This is a genomic window from Mesorhizobium sp. WSM4844, assembly GCF_055811775.1.
Genome location: NZ_JBVVQB010000035.1, coordinates 34910 through 48670 on the forward strand (window position 1 = coordinate 34910; position 13761 = coordinate 48670).

The 13761-nt window shown below is 63.3% G+C and carries 12 protein-coding genes; 5 read left to right on the forward strand and 7 right to left on the reverse strand.

Annotated features, from left to right (window positions below):
- Positions 1 to 21 precede the first annotated feature (21 nt).
- Complete coding sequence (locus tag AC0L2A_RS23920; RefSeq protein WP_287066901.1) at positions 22 to 348, forward strand: hypothetical protein; 327 nt, start codon at positions 22 to 24, stop codon at positions 346 to 348.
- A gap of 127 nt (positions 349 to 475) precedes the next feature.
- Positions 476 to 1009 (forward strand): DUF2380 domain-containing protein, encoded by a 534-nt coding sequence (locus AC0L2A_RS23925; protein ID WP_473610936.1) that lies wholly within the window; start codon positions 476 to 478, stop codon positions 1007 to 1009.
- Positions 1010 to 1084: 75 nt separating this feature from the next.
- Here the strand turns inward: AC0L2A_RS23925 and AC0L2A_RS23930 are convergent, their stop codons facing one another.
- Genes AC0L2A_RS23930 through AC0L2A_RS23950 form a run of 5 tightly spaced genes read right to left on the reverse strand, consistent with a single transcriptional unit; the run spans position 1085 to position 6367 of the window.
- Complete coding sequence (locus tag AC0L2A_RS23930) at positions 1085 to 1915, reverse strand: dipeptide ABC transporter ATP-binding protein (RefSeq protein WP_287070547.1); 831 nt, start codon at positions 1913 to 1915, stop codon at positions 1085 to 1087.
- Entirely contained in the window at positions 1912 to 2787 is an 876-nt protein-coding gene (locus tag AC0L2A_RS23935) for an ABC transporter ATP-binding protein (protein WP_473610961.1), read from the reverse strand. Before AC0L2A_RS23935 ends, AC0L2A_RS23930 begins: the two co-directional genes overlap by 4 nt.
- Before the next feature lie 2 nt (positions 2788 to 2789).
- Positions 2790 to 3707, reverse strand: a complete 918-nt coding sequence (locus AC0L2A_RS23940) for an ABC transporter permease subunit (RefSeq protein WP_027151637.1) — start codon at positions 3705 to 3707, stop codon at positions 2790 to 2792.
- 1 nt (position 3708) lies between these two features.
- Entirely contained in the window at positions 3709 to 4716 is a 1008-nt protein-coding gene (locus AC0L2A_RS23945) for an ABC transporter permease subunit (protein WP_027151636.1), read from the reverse strand.
- A 58-nt stretch (positions 4717 to 4774) separates the two neighbouring features.
- Positions 4775 to 6367: an ABC transporter substrate-binding protein gene (locus tag AC0L2A_RS23950; RefSeq protein WP_023802896.1), complete on the reverse strand. Its 1593-nt coding sequence runs from the start codon at positions 6365 to 6367 to the stop codon at positions 4775 to 4777.
- Between the two features lie 428 nt (positions 6368 to 6795).
- On the opposite strand from AC0L2A_RS23950, the gene AC0L2A_RS23955 reads away from it, so the two are divergent.
- Both AC0L2A_RS23955 and AC0L2A_RS23960 read left to right on the forward strand, forming a co-directional pair.
- Entirely contained in the window at positions 6796 to 8730 is a 1935-nt protein-coding gene (locus AC0L2A_RS23955; protein WP_473610938.1) for a long-chain-fatty-acid--CoA ligase, read from the forward strand.
- 8 nt (positions 8731 to 8738) lie between these two features.
- The gene (locus tag AC0L2A_RS23960; protein ID WP_473610939.1) at positions 8739 to 9506 is read left to right on the forward strand and encodes a class I SAM-dependent methyltransferase; all 768 of its coding nucleotides are present in this window, start codon (positions 8739 to 8741) and stop codon (positions 9504 to 9506) included.
- Here the strand turns inward: AC0L2A_RS23960 and AC0L2A_RS23965 are convergent.
- A complete protein-coding gene (locus AC0L2A_RS23965; protein ID WP_091592927.1) occupies positions 9490 to 10212 on the reverse strand; it encodes an HAD family hydrolase in 723 nt (240 codons plus the stop codon). The two genes, AC0L2A_RS23960 and AC0L2A_RS23965, sit on opposite strands and share 17 nt — an antisense overlap.
- Positions 10213 to 10217: 5 nt before the next feature.
- Positions 10218 to 11861 (reverse strand): glucose-6-phosphate isomerase, encoded by a 1644-nt coding sequence (pgi, locus tag AC0L2A_RS23970; protein WP_473610940.1) that lies wholly within the window; start codon positions 11859 to 11861, stop codon positions 10218 to 10220.
- A gap of 324 nt (positions 11862 to 12185) precedes the next feature.
- On the opposite strand from pgi, the gene pdxR reads away from it, so the two are divergent.
- The coding region (gene pdxR / locus AC0L2A_RS23975; RefSeq protein ID WP_473610942.1) for a MocR-like pyridoxine biosynthesis transcription factor PdxR at positions 12186 to 13761 on the forward strand (1576 nt) is incomplete at its 3' end.

Consider the following 13761-nt stretch of genomic DNA (forward strand, 5'->3'; position numbering starts at 1 on the left):
TTCCAAATGGAGAGAAACACCATGTTCAGATACACAGCACTTGCGGCGCTTTGCGTCGTGGCAGGTTCCGCTTCTGCCGGCGAACTCACGGCCCGTCAGGGTGGGACCGTCGATCTCGGCAATTTTCATGGCGTCGTCTACTACACGGAGGCGGATGACGGCTACCGGGTGGTCACCACGATGGCGGCGGGCGAAGAAAACCTGCCAGTACGCTTCGTCGCGACCCTCAGCGAGGGCCAGGCGCTCGTGATCTCGGTCCCGGGCGCGTTGGCAGGGGCCGGCCAGGCACTCGAAATCTCACGCGCCAAAGGCAAGCTGGTTGTCGCGGAGGTGGAGTCCACCCAGTAACGGGTTGAAAGTTGACGTCGCGACGCAACCGGGTAGTCTGCGCCCGCTTCCGCGTCTTCCAACAGCGCGAAGAGACAAATCGGCACCGTCATTGGGATGGGTATCGTCCTAACCTCGGAGAAACGAGATGCTCAAGGTGCAAAGTGCGGAAGTTCGATTTCGACTTTTTGAGTGTGGACAATTTTTCCTGATCCTGATGGGCGCTGGTCTACTTGCGCCGGCCGCTTTTGCCGATGTCGTCGAGCCAGCGACCCTCGCCGTCGCGGATTTCGAGTTCAGGGATACATCAGGCGAAGTCAGGGACCAGACCGCCGAACACGAAGCGCGACTGAAGGCATTTGGCGTTGCGTTGCAGGATGGCCTTTCGGAGAAGATCAAGCTCGTCGCGTTACCCTGTCAGACAGAACAGTGCACCATCAAGGACCCCGGCCTTGTCGATCTCTCGAAACAGGCAAGAACAGCCAGCGCGAAATATCTCCTGATCGGTCAGGTGCACAAGATGAGCACGCTGGTCGGCTGGGTGAAGTTTGCGGTGCTGGATTTGAGCAGCAACAAACCTGTCTGCGATCGATACCTGACTTACCGGGGAGATACCGACGAAGCATGGCGGCGAGCAGCAGAGTTCACCGCGCGTGACGTCGAGAAGCACTGCATTCCGTAGGAATCGCGGTCGCTGTAGCTTTTGATCAGCCGGCGCCCTGAACCTCAGCATGGGCTGGGTACCGCAATTGCGGCGTCAGGCGGCCTTCTTCTTCGCCAGCCTCGCCTTGATGCTAGCGACGTCGGCGCGCGGCGTCGCCGCAAACAGCGTCTTGGTGTAGCTGTGCTTGGGGTCCGCAAAGACCTCGTCGCGCGAGCCGTATTCGACGGCCTCGCCGTAATACATGACCATCACCTCGTCGGCGATGTAGCGCACCACCGACAGGTCGTGGCTGATGAAGACATAGGTCAGTTCGAACTCGTCCTGCAGGTCGGCGAGCAGGTTGAGCACCTGCGCCTGCACCGACAGATCGAGCGCCGAGACCGGCTCGTCGAGCACCAAAAGGCTCGGATTGAGCATCAGCGCGCGGGCAATGGCGATGCGCTGGCGCTGGCCGCCCGAGAACATGTGCGGGTAACGGTTGTAATGCTCCGGTCCGAGGCCGACCTTCTTCAGCATCTTCATGGCGAGATCGCGCCGTTCGTCGGCTGGCGTGTCGGTGTTGATGAGCAGCGGCTCGCCCAACACGTCGCCGATCTTCTGGCGCGGATTAAGCGAACCGTAAGGGTTCTGGAAGACGATCTGCACCTTGCGGCGCATCTCCTTCGTCAGCCCATTCCTAGCGATGTCGACCTTGTTGCTGTCGATGAAGAGCTCGCCCGCTGTCGCGGGATCGATCAGGGTTATGATACGTGCGAGCGTTGACTTGCCGCAGCCGCTTTCGCCGACGATGGCCAGCGTCTTGCCCTTGTCGACGCTGAACGAAACGCCCTTGACCGCGTGCACCGTGCGCGAGGGACGAAACAGGCCGCCGCCGACATGGTAGTCGCGCACGATGTTCTTGCCTTCGAGAACCGTCACGCTCATGACGCGGCTCCCGTTGCAGGCCCGCTTCCAGCAGCAGACGGAGCCGGTTCGAACAGCATGTCGGAAATGGTCGGCAGCCGGTCGCCGACGGCGTTTTCCGGCAGCGCCGATAGCAGCGCCCTCGTGTAGTTGCTCTTCGGCTGCTCGAACAGCGACAGAACGTCGGCCTCTTCCATCTTGCGGCCCTTGTACTGGACGATGACGCGGTCGGCGGTCTCGGCCACGACGCCCATATTGTGGGTGATCATGATCAGCCCCATGCCGTATTTGGCCTGCAAGCCGACCAAAAGATCGAGAATCTGCTTCTGGATGGTGACGTCGAGCGCGGTGGTCGGCTCGTCGGCGATCAGCAGCTTGGGATTGCAGCCGATGGCGATGGCGATCATGACGCGCTGGCACTGGCCGCCCGACATCTGGTGCGGGAACGAGTTCAGCCGCTCTTCCGGATCGGCGATGCCGACCAGCTTCATCAGTTCGATGGCACGGGCCCGGCGCTGGGCGCGGTCCATGCCCAAATGGAAGCGCAGCACCTCCTCGATCTGGAAACCGGCGGTGAAGCACGGATTGAGGCTGGCGATCGGCTCCTGGAAGATCATCGAGATGTCCTTGCCGACGATCTTGCGGCGCTCGGACGGGCTGAGCTCAAGCAGGTCGATGCCGTCGAAGGCCATGCGATCGGCCTTTACCGTCGCCGTGTTCGGCAACAGCCCCATCACCGCCAGCATCGCCACCGATTTGCCGGAGCCGGATTCGCCGACGATCGCCAGCACCTCGCGCGGCTCGATCGACAAGTCGATGCCTTGCACGGCCATGAACGGTCCGGCGGCGGTATCGAACGACACGGTGAGGTTCTTGATGTCGAGAAGAGGCATGGTCACGACCGCTTCAGCTTGGGGTCGAAGGCATCGCGCAGGCCATCGCCGATCAGGTTGATGGCGAGCACCGTGATCAGGATAGCAAGGCCGGGGAAGGTCACCACCCATGGCGCGCGCAGGATGAACTCGCGCGCCGTGGCCAGCATCGTGCCCCATTCCGGCGTTGGCGGCTGCGCGCCGACGCCAAGGAAGCCGAGAGCCGCGGCCTCGAGAATGGCGTTGGAGAAGGACAGCGTCGCCTGCACGATCAGCGGCGCCATGCAGTTCGGCAAGATCGTCTTCACCATCAGCCTGAGATGACTGGCGCCGGCCACCTTGGCGGAGATCACATATTCGCGGTTCTTTTCGGCCATCACTGCCGCACGGGTGAGCCGCGCGAAATGCGGCTGCAGCACCAGCGCGATCGCCAGCATGGCGTTGAACAGGCCGGGCCCGAGGATCGCCACCAGAACCAGGGCAAGGAGCAGCGACGGGAAGGCCAGAATGACATCCATGACGCGCATGATCAGCGTATCGACCCAGCCGCGGAAATAGCCGGCGAGCACGCCGAGGACGATGCCGCTGGTCAGCGAGAAAACGACGACGACCAGTCCGATGAACAGCGAGAACCGCGCCCCGAAAATCAGCCGCGAAAGCATGTCGCGGCCAACGGCGTCGGTGCCGAGCAGGAACATCGATCTGCCGCCCTCCTGCCAGGCCGGCGGCGACAGCAGCGCGTCACGAAACTGTTCGTCAGGCGAATGCGGTGCGACCAGCGGCGCGAAGATCGCCACCAGCACCAGGGCAGTGAACACGACCAGGCCGATGACGGCGCCGGTGTTCATCGAGTAGTAATGCCAGAACTCGGTGAAGGCGCGTTGCCGGCCGCCGGTCGGAATGGAGGCGGCGGTGGCTTCTGCCGTGGTTTGGTCGGTCATCTCACTGCACCCGGATACGTGGGTTGATGACGGCGTAGAGCACGTCGACGATCAGGTTCACCGCCATGACGATCAGCGCGATGATCAGCAAGCCGCTCTGGACGACGACATAGTCGCGCTTGGCGATCGCGTCGATCATCCACTTGCCGATACCGGGCCAGGAAAAGATCGTTTCGGTCAGGATGGCGCCCGCCATCAGCGTGCCGACCTGCAGGCCGATGGTGGTAACGACGGGGATCAGCGCATTGCGAAAAGCGTGGAGCCCGATGACGCGACGCGGCGCCAGGCCCTTGGCGCGGGCGGTGCGGACGTAGTCTTCGCCCAGCACCTCCAGCATCGCCGACCGCGTCTGGCGCGCTATGACGGCGAGCGGGATCGTCGCCAGCACGATCGCCGGCAGGACAAGATGACTGGCGGCGGACCTGAAAGCGCCGCTCTTGCCGGAGATCAGGCTGTCGATCAGCATGAACCCCGTCGTCGGCTTGAAGAAATATTGAAGGCCGATGCGGCCGGACACCGGCGTCCAGCCGAGATAGCCGGAGAAGAAGATGATGAGCAGCAGCCCCCACCAGAAGATCGGCATCGAATAGCCGGTCAGCGCCACGCCCATCGTCGCCTGGTCGAACCAAGATCCGCGCTTGACCGCGGCGAAGATGCCGGCGGGAATGCCGATGAGCACGGCGATGATCAGCGCGATCGTCGCCAGTTCCAGCGTCGCCGGAAACAGCGCCTGGAATTCACCGAGCACCGGCCGCTTGGTGGCGAGCGATATGCCGAAGTCGCCGGTCAGGACCCTGCCGATATATTCCAGATACTGGACGACATAAGGCCTGTCGTAGCCAAACCGCTCGACAAGCTCGGCGTAGCGTTCCGGGCTGACGCCGCGCTCGCCGGCCAGGGCCGTGATCGGGTCGCCCGGCAGAAGCCGGACGAAAGCGAACGCCGCCAGCGATATGCCGAACACGGTCGGGATGATCAAGGCGAGCTTGTGGAGGAGATAGCGGAGCATCTTGCTTCATAGAACGGCGACGCTTTAAGTCCAGCGTCGCCGTTCTATTTCTCAGCAGTTATTCGGCGACGTCGACGCCGTCAAACCGATGAATGCCGAGCGGATCCATGACGAAGCCCGTAACTTTCTTGTTCATCGGCATGAAGACCTTGGAATGGGCGATGGTCAGCCACGGCGCCTCACGCTTGAACACGACCTGAGCCTCCTCGTAGATCTTGGTGCGCTCGGCGACATCCGTGGTCGCCTTGCCCTTCTGCAGCAGGGCTTCGAACTCCTGGTTGCACCAGATCGCATAGTTGGACTGGCCGATGGCATCGCAGCCGAGCAGGAACAGGAAGTTGTCCGGGTCGCCATTGTCGCCGGTCCAGCCGAGTTGGAAGGCGCCGTCACGGTCCTTCTGCTTGCCGCGTTCGCGATACTCGGTCCATTCGTAGCTGACGATCTCGGCCTTCACGCCGATCTTGGCGTAATCGGCCTGGATCAGTTCCGCGACCCGTTGGGCGTTCGGATTGTACGGGCGGCTGACCGGCATTGCCCAGATCTTCATCGACAGATCCGTGACGCCGGCATCCGTCAGCATCTTCTTGGCCGCGTCCGGATCGTACGGGTCGTCCTTGACCTCCTTGTTATAGGACCACATCGTCGGCGGGATCGGGTTTATCGCCGCCTGGCCAGCGCCCTGATAGACGGCATCGAGAATGGCCTGCTTGTTGACGGCCATGTTGAGGGCCTTGCGGACCTCGACCTTGTCGAAGGGCGCCTGCGTCGTGTTGTAGGCCATGTAGCCGATGTTCAGGCCTTCCTGCTCGTCGACCTTGAGGTTCGGGTCGGCTTTCAGGCCGGCAATGTCGGCCGGCGCCGGGTACGACATGATATCGCACTCGCCCGCTTTCAGCTTCTGCGCGCGCACGGCCGGATCGGTGGTGATGGCGAAGATCAGATCATCGATCTTCTGGCGGCCGCCATAGTAGCCGTCCCATGCCGCGTAGCGGATGACCGCGTCGACCTGGTAGTCGACGAACTGGAACGGACCGGTGCCGATCGGCTTCTGGGTGAATTGCTGCCTGGTGCCAGCCTTGTCGAGCTGGTCGGCATATTCCTTGGAGACGATCGAAGCGAAATCCATGCCGAGATCCGGCAGGAAAGCGACCTCAGGCTTGTTCAGGACGAATTTCACCGTCAGGTCGTCGACCTTGACGATTTCCTTGAGAAGATCCGGGAAGCCCATGCCGGCAAAATATTCCCAGCCGGTGCCTGCCAGATAGTCGAACCACGGGTTTTCCTTCTTCCACTGGCGCTCGAAGGAGAAGATCACGTCGTCGGCGTTGAGATCGCGCGTCGGCGTGAAGTAGTCGGTGGTCTGGAACTTCACGCCCGGCCGAAGCTTGAACGTGTATTCGAGACCGTCGTCGGAAACCGTCCAGCTCTCGGCGAGGCCAGGCGTGATGGTGGTCTTGCCGTGTTCGAACTCGACCAGGCGCGAATAGATGGTGCGCGACGACGCGTCGAAGTCGTTGCCACCGCTCCACGGCGACGGGTCGAAGCCGGCCGGCGACGCCTCCGAGCAGTAGACCAGCTGTTTCGCATTGGCCATGCCGCCGAGGACGCTTGCGGCCAGCAACGCGGCCGCAAAAGTCAGTTTCTTTTTCATGGAGGACTCCCTGATGTTCTTCCAAGCCCCTCTATCAGGCTCGTGAAGCGCGCATATAAGCACCGTTTTTCCGGCTTTGGAACACCCCGTTTGCCTACCCCATGGGAAGCAGAATTTATTTCTGCGCACTCGCCAAAAAGGAGAAGGAAATGTCAATTACCGCCTATCACGGTAATGTTAACGACTGCATTTTTTTATTGATCTTCAACCCGGCGTTGGTGAGGAACTGCGACCTTCGGCTGGTCGTTGCCGCGGACGATTTCTTCCCACCTTGCCGCAGGGGCAGACTTGCACGGCTGCCGATAGTCGCAATACATAGATGACAGGCTGGATTTCCTGGATGCCGGCAGCAGCGGAGGACGTCTCTGTCATTCGGAGGCGACGCGGCCAGCAGGCAGAGACAATAAGAACAATCGAGGGAGGGACGAGTGGCAAAAACACCAAGGACGACGGCACCAGCGACAGCCAAGGCCACAACTGCTGCGAAACCGGCCAGCCCCGACAAGCTCAAAGCGCCGACGGCCAAAGCCAAGCCGAAGGCGGCCGCGGCGCCCGCGAAGGCCAATGTATCCGCGAAGGGTGGCGCAAAGCCCGCCGCCGCCAAACCAGCGGCGAAGGCGGCACCGACAGCGGCTGCATCGACGTCAACCCCAGGTCCGGCCACAAGGTTGCCGAATGTGGTTGCCGCCGGATTGCCGGAAAAACCCTGGCTCAAAAGCTATCCGAAAGTCGTTCCGGCCGAGATCGGCGCTCTGCCCTTCGGCTCCATCGGCGATCTGCTCGCCGACGTCTGCAACCAGTACGCCAGCCGGCCCGCCTTTACCTGCATGGGCAAGACCATCACCTATGCGGAAGTCGAGCGGCAATCGGCCGCCTTCGGAGCCTATCTGCAATCGACGGGACTGCCGAAAGGCGCACGCGTGGCGCTGATGATGCCGAACGTGCTGCAATATCCGGTGGCGATGATGGCAGTGCTGCGCGCCGGCTATGTCGTGGTCAACGTCAACCCGCTCTACACGCCGCGCGAGCTGGAACATCAGCTCAAGGATTCCGGCGCGCAAGCCATCGTCATTCTCGAGAATTTCGCCAGCACCTTGCAGGCGGTGATCGCCAAAACGGCGGTCAAGCATGTCGTGGTCGCGGCGATGGGCGATATGCTTGGCGGCCTGAAGGGGACGATCGTCAATCTCGTCGTGCGCCGCGTGAAGAAGATGGTGCCGGCCTGGTCGCTGCCGAGCCATGTCAAGTTCAATGCCGCGTTGAAGGCAGCCGCCGGCATGAATTTCAAGCCGGTGCATGTCGCTGCCGACGACGTCGCCTTCCTGCAATATACCGGCGGCACCACCGGCATCTCGAAGGGCGCGGTGCTGCTGCACAGCAACGTGCTGGCCAACGTGGCGCAGAACGCGCTGTGGATCGAGGACGCCTTCACGGTCAAGCCAAAACCGGCGCATCTCAACTTCATCTGCGCGCTGCCGCTCTATCATATCTTCGCTCTGACGGTGAACGCACTGATGGGCATGCAACTGGGCGGCCAGAACATACTCATTCCCAATCCGCGCGACATTCCCGGCTTCGTCAAGCAACTCGGCAAATACCCGATCCACATCTTTCCAGGCCTCAACACGCTGTTCAACGCGCTGCTCAACAATGAGGATTTCCGCAAGCTCGACTTCAAGCCGCTAATCCTGACGCTGGGTGGCGGCATGGCGGTGCAGAAGGGTGTCGCCGAACGCTGGAAGGCGTTGACCGGCTGCCCGGTCACCGAGGGCTACGGGCTTTCGGAAACCTCGCCGGTGGCCACCGCCAACACATTCAGCGACGGCAACTTCACCGGCACGATCGGCCTGCCGCTGCCCTCGACCGAGATCGCCATCCGCGACGAAGACGGCAATGATTTGCCGCCCGGCGAAGTCGGCGAGATCTGCATCCGCGGACCGCAGGTGATGGCCGGTTACTGGAACCGGCCGGACGAGACCGCCAAGGTGATGACCAAAGACGGTTTCTTCAAGTCGGGCGACATGGGCTTCATGGACGAGCGCGGCTTCACCAAGATCGTCGACCGCAAGAAAGACATGATCCTCGTGTCCGGCTTCAACGTCTATCCGAACGAACTCGAGGAAGTCGTGGCCCTGCATCCGGGCGTGCTCGAAGTGGCCGCGATCGGCGTGCCGGACGAGCATTCAGGCGAAGTGCCGAAGCTGTTCGTCGTCAAGAAGGACCCGTTGCTGACCGCAGAGGTGCTGACTGTATATTGCCGCGAGAACCTGACCGGTTACAAGCGGCCAAAATACATCGAGTTTCGGACCGAACTGCCGAAGACGCCGGTGGGCAAGATCCTGCGGCGGGCATTGCGGGAATAGGGACAATTTTGGCCGATAGCCTTACTGTCGATGACGCGGCGGATACGCTTTCCCGTCCCGATCCGCTAACCTTCATCAAGGCGAACATGCGTATCGCCCCTGTTGCCGCGCTTCCCGAAATCCGGCTTTATGCAGCCCATCCAGCGAGCGGACTGTGGCGGCTGACGCGTCCACAAGGACGAGCAGCCGAGCCGGAAGAAGAAGCAAACGAAGCCGACGAGGATGGCCCCGAGCCGCAGCCTCCTTACTGGGCCTATGCCTGGGCCGGCGGCGCGGTGCTTGCCCGCTACATCCTCGATCGGCCGGAGACCGTAGCTGGGCTTCGCGTGCTCGATCTCGGCGCCGGGTCCGGCCTCGTCGGTATCGCCGCGGCAAGGGCCGGCGCCAGCGAAGTGATTGCATCCGAGATCGACCGCAACGGCGTCGCCGCGCTCTGTCTCAATGCGGCGGCGAACGGCGTCGAAATCACGGTCGTCGGCGAGGACATCACCGCTGGTCCGCCGCCGCCGGTGGACGTCGTGGCAGCCGGCGACTTGTTTTATCGGCAAGATCTCGCCGACCGGGTCATCCCCTTCCTCGACCGCTGCCTGGCCGCCGGCATCAATGTGCTGATCGGCGACCCGGGCCGCGCCTACCTGCCCCGCTCGCGGCTTCGCCAGTTGGCTGAATACCACGTGCCGGATGTCGGCCAGGCAAAAGGCGCGGCGACGAAGCCGAGCGGCGTCTTCTCATTCGAGCCGGAGCAACTCGGAGGCGAGTTCAGATCGTCTCCTTGACCCTTGCCGAAAGAAAGTCGGGCAGATCGGCAACCGAATCCAGAATGACATCGGCGATCTGCGACAGCGATTCCCGCGTGCCGGTGCCGGAAAGCACGCCGATCGCCAGACCGCAGCCGCCGGCCCGCGCCATCTCCAGATCGTGGCGATTGTCGCCGACCACGGCGATCGCGGCAGGCCTCAGGCCGGTCAGGTCCGAGAAGGCGAGGATCGTGTCGGGCGCCGGTTTCGGATTGGCCACCGCGTCGTAGCCATAGGCGGCGTCGAACAGCTGCGCGACACCCAGCGTGAGCAATGTCTTCTCCGCGCCAGTGGTCGAATCGTTGGTGGCGACGCCGAGCCGGTAGGATTTTCTGTGAAGAACGCCAAGCGTCTCGACGATGCCCGGCAGCGCCACCGCCATCGACGAGCCCTGCACCGACGTTATCTCGTTGAAGCGGGCGACGGCAAGCATCTGGTCTTCATCCGACAGTCGCGGAAACCAAAGCTCGACGACATCCATGTTGGTGCCGGAGGCAAAGATGGAATCGGGCTTGAAGCGTTTGGTGGCGAAATCGTAGCCCGCCGCGGCAAGCAGCCTGTCGGCCTTCCAGCGGTCGCCCTCCGCCGCATCCATCGCCATGAAATCGGCAACGCCGAGCCACGTCGCGTTGAAGTCGACAAGGGTGCCGTCCTTGTCGAACAATATTCCCTTGATCTCGGCCAAGCCGCTTACTCCGATCCGCGCAATCGATGGATGTGTCCCACCAGTCCGGCAGTCGAAGCGTCCCGCTTTGCGGCATTCTCCTTGCCTTCCACGACAGGCAGTAGCCCGGTCGCCAGTTCCTTGCCCAGCTCGACGCCCCATTGGTCGAAGGAATTGATGTTGAAGAGCGTGCCCTCGACGAAGACGCGGTGCTCATAGAGCGCGATCAGCCGTCCGAACGTATGCGGATCGAGTTGTCTGTAGAGGATCGTCACCGAGGGCCGGTTGCCGGAGAAGACGCGATGCGGGGCGATCCTGTCGACCTCGGCGGGCGCCATGCCCTTTGCCAGCATCTGCGCACGCGCTTCCTCCAGCGTGCGACCCTTCATGAACGCCTCCGACTGCGCCAGGCAGTTGGCGAGCAACAGGTCGTGGTGATGCTTGAGATCCGGCTCATGGCCGATGGCTGCGGCGAGGAATTCGACCGGAATGAAATCGGTGCCCTGGTGCAGCAGCTGGAAGAAGGCGTGCTGGCCGTTGGTGCCCGGCTCGCCCCAGACCAGCGGGCCGGTCGGCGTGGTGACAGCGCCGCCGTCGAGGGTGACGCTCTTGCCGTTCGATTCCATATCGAGCTGCTGCAGATAGGCCGGCAGCCTGGACAGGCGCTGGTCGTAGGGAATGACGGCGCGGGCGGGGTATTGGCAGATCACCCGATGCCACCAGCCGATCAGCCCCATCAGCGCCGGCAGGTTGCTGGCCAGCGGCGCCGTCTGGAAATGTTCGTCCATCGCATGCGCGCCATCGAGAAAGGCGCGAAAATTCTTTGGGCCGACGGCGATCATCACCGGCAGGCCGATCGCGCCCCAGACCGAATAGCGTCCGCCGACCCAGTCCCAGAAGCCGAAGACGCGGTCGGACGCAATGCCGAACTTGGCCACCAGGTCGAGCGCCGTCGAGACGGCGGCGAAATGCTTGCCGACCGCTTCCTTGCCGAGCGCCTTCTGCACCCATTCGCGCGCCGTCTCGGCATTGGTCATCGTCTCGATCGTGGTGAAGGTCTTGGAAGCAACGATGAACAGCGTGGTTTCGGCGGAGAGGCCCTTCAGCGTGTCGTGGATATGGGCGCCATCGATGTTGGACACGTAATGCGTGCGCGGCCCGTCGTGATAGGGCGCCAGCGCCAGCGTCGCCATGGCCGGGCCAAGGTCGGACCCGCCGATGCCGATGTTGACGATGTCGGTGATCTTCTTGCCGGTGGCGCCGGCCGCCTTGCCGGAGCGCACGGCATCGGCGAAGCCGCCCATCGCATCGAGCACGGCGACAACCTCCGCCTTCACGTCCTGGCCGTCTAGCACGATGCCCTTGCCGTTCAGGTTGCGCAGCGCGGTGTGCAGCACGGCGCGGCCTTCGGTGACGTTGATCTTCTTGCCCGAGAACATCGCAGCGCGCCGGCCTTCGAGATCCGCGGCTGCCGCCAGCTGCTCGAGCAGATCCATCGTCTGCGCATCGACCGCGCATTTCGACCAGTCGAGCAGCAGGTCGCCGTCGGTGGCGGAGTATTTTTCGAAGCGCTGCGGATCGGCGGCGAAGGCCTCGCGCATGCTGCCCGATTTGGCCGCACGGTGATCGCGCAGGGCGTCGAGTTGTTTTTGAAAGGACGATTGATCCACTGCCTCACTCCGAGCCTTGAAATGCCAACATAACAGACCGGGTGTTTCCGGCGCGTGTCGTCGCGGCGAACTATCTAGCCGAAATCCGCTGGTTTCAATGCGCCGCGATGACGCGTCGCGTCAGGCAGCGATGACGCAACGCGTCACGCGCGGGATGACGCCTTGCGTCACCAGCGGGATGACGGCTTTGCGTCACCCTTGGGAAGGATCACTGGCGTAAATCCCAGTGATCAGAAAAATTGATTGGCGCAACAGCTTGTGCCACCGGTACATTCGACTGGTCCAGCCAAGTGAAAAAAGGCTGGCCATCGAGGAACATCTCCCATGCCACAGCGAAACGACACGGCCATATGGTCCGGCCTGTTCCGGATTTCGGCGGAATCCGGCCAGACCCTGCAGGCGCAGATCCGCCAAGCGATCGTCGCCGCCATCCTCGACCGGCAAATCGCCGCCTCGATGCCGCTTCCGTCCTGCCGGATCCTGGCCGAGAAACTCGGCGTGGCGCGCGGCACCGTGGTGCTGGCCTTCCAGCAGCTCGTCGACCAGGGTTTCCTGGTGGCGCGCGAACGGCGCGGCCATTTCGTCAATCCGGACGTGCTGGCGACGCCTGCCAAACCGCACCAGAAGGCGCCAGACCAGGCCAATGAGATCGACTGGAAGGCGCGCCGGCAGATCGCGGCCAGCGACATGCCGCCGCCGGCCAAGCACGACAACTGGATCAAGTCGTCCTACCCCTTCGTCTACGGCCAGTTCGATCCGGCACTGTTCCCGACCGCCGAGTGGCGTGAGTGCAACCGCATGGCGCTCGCCGTGCTCGAGATCCGCAATTGGGCGTCCGACATGGTTGACCGCGACGATCCGCTTTTGATCGAGCAGATCCAAGCCAGGCTGTTGCCGCGGCGCGGCATCTTCGCCAATCCCGATGAGATCATCGTCACGCTCGGCGCGCAGAACGCGCTCTACATGCTGGCGACGCTGCTGATGACCAAGGGCTCCAAGGTGGCCATGGAAGACCCCGGCTATCCCGACGCACGCTCGATCTTCCGGCTGGCGGGTGCCGACGTCGTACCGGTTCCGGTCGACCATTCCGGCATTGTAACCGCTTCTATTCCCAACGATTCCGGCTTCGTCTTCGTGACGCCCAGCCACCATTGCCCGACCATGGTGCCGCTGTCGGCGGAGCGCCGGCAGGACCTGCTGGCGCGCGCCAACCGCCACAACCAGATCATCATCGAGGACGGCTATGACAGCCAGCTTCTGGACGAGGCGCCGCAGCAGGCGCTGAAGAGCCTCGACCGTTCCGGCCGCGTCATCTATGTCGGCTCGATGTCGAAGACGCTGGCTCCGGGCCTTAGGCTCGGCTACATCGTCGCCTCGGCCGGGCTGATCTCCGAGCTTCGCGCGCTGCGTCGCTTCATGCTGCGTCATCCGCCGGCCAACAACCAGCGCGCGGTCGCGCTGTTCCTGTCGCTTGGCCATCACGAGGCGCTGGTGCGGCGGCTGTCGAGTGCCTTCGACGAACGGCGCAAGCGTCTGATCCATGCGATTTCCGCCTTCCTGCCGGAGTGGCGCTCGACCGATTCCGCCGGTGGCGCGTCGCTCTGGCTCGAAGGGCCGCGCGGCACCGATTCGCGCGGGCTGGCCGAGGCCGCCGCCTCGCGCAGTGTCATCATCGAGCCCGGCGACCGCTTCTTCGACCGCACCGAAAAGCCGTCACGCTTCATGCGGCTGGGCATCTCCTCGATTGCGCTGCAGCACATCGAGCCCGGCATCCGCGAACTGGCGAGGGGGGGGGGGGGGGCGGGGCCCCCCCCCCCCCCGGGGGGGGGGGGGGGGGGCCGCCCCCCCGGGGTTTTGACCCCCGGCGATTGGAGGGGGGGGGGGGGGGGGAGGGGGGTTT

What these genes read in the sequence shown, in the direction of transcription:
- AC0L2A_RS23920 (WP_287066901.1), top strand. Translation starts at nt 22, where the DNA reads ATGTTCAGATACACAGCACTTGCGGCGCTTTGCGTCGTGGCAGGTTCC.
- AC0L2A_RS23925 (WP_473610936.1), top strand. Translation starts at nt 476, where the DNA reads ATGCTCAAGGTGCAAAGTGCGGAAGTTCGATTTCGACTTTTTGAGTGT.
- AC0L2A_RS23930 (WP_287070547.1), bottom strand. Translation starts at nt 1,915, where the DNA reads ATGAGCGTGACGGTTCTCGAAGGCAAGAACATCGTGCGCGACTACCAT.
- AC0L2A_RS23935 (WP_473610961.1), bottom strand. Translation starts at nt 2,787, where the DNA reads ATGCCTCTTCTCGACATCAAGAACCTCACCGTGTCGTTCGATACCGCC.
- AC0L2A_RS23940 (WP_027151637.1), bottom strand. Translation starts at nt 3,707, where the DNA reads ATGACCGACCAAACCACGGCAGAAGCCACCGCCGCCTCCATTCCGACC.
- AC0L2A_RS23945 (WP_027151636.1), bottom strand. Translation starts at nt 4,716, where the DNA reads ATGCTCCGCTATCTCCTCCACAAGCTCGCCTTGATCATCCCGACCGTG.
- AC0L2A_RS23950 (WP_023802896.1), bottom strand. Translation starts at nt 6,367, where the DNA reads ATGAAAAAGAAACTGACTTTTGCGGCCGCGTTGCTGGCCGCAAGCGTC.